General features: G+C 56.1%; 1 rRNA gene. It reads right to left on the reverse strand.

From position 1 onward, the window contains the following. A 23S ribosomal RNA gene (locus tag C476_RS19190) occupies positions 1-369 on the reverse strand; the annotation flags it as partial.

A 369-nucleotide genomic window follows, 5' to 3' on the forward strand; every position in this document is an offset into this window, starting at 1 on the left:
CACGTGCCTTTCGGCACGCTTCACCTTGTCCACGCCTAGATCGTCCGGTTTCGGGTCGTGCCCGTTTGACTCCCCGCGCTTGAACACGGTGGTCCTGGTGCAAAGCACTGCGACCATATCGGTTTCCCTACGCCTTCCCGGATAATCCGGTTAGACTCGTCAAACAGGCACCCTCCCTGGTTCGTTTTTCAAAACGTACGACAGAACACCGGCTTCCCGAACTGCTTACTACAGGTTCGCACCTGATTCATTATGTCCGGGACCTTGTGTGCCCTGTCGCTCCATCGCCAACTGATTTCACGCCCTATTGCACCTCCCTTTGTGGGGTGCTTTTCAGCGTTCGCTCACGCTACTTGTTCGCTATCGGTC

The sequence above is a fragment of the Natrinema limicola JCM 13563 genome (assembly GCF_000337475.1).
Classification (GTDB): domain Archaea; phylum Halobacteriota; class Halobacteria; order Halobacteriales; family Natrialbaceae; genus Natrinema; species Natrinema limicola.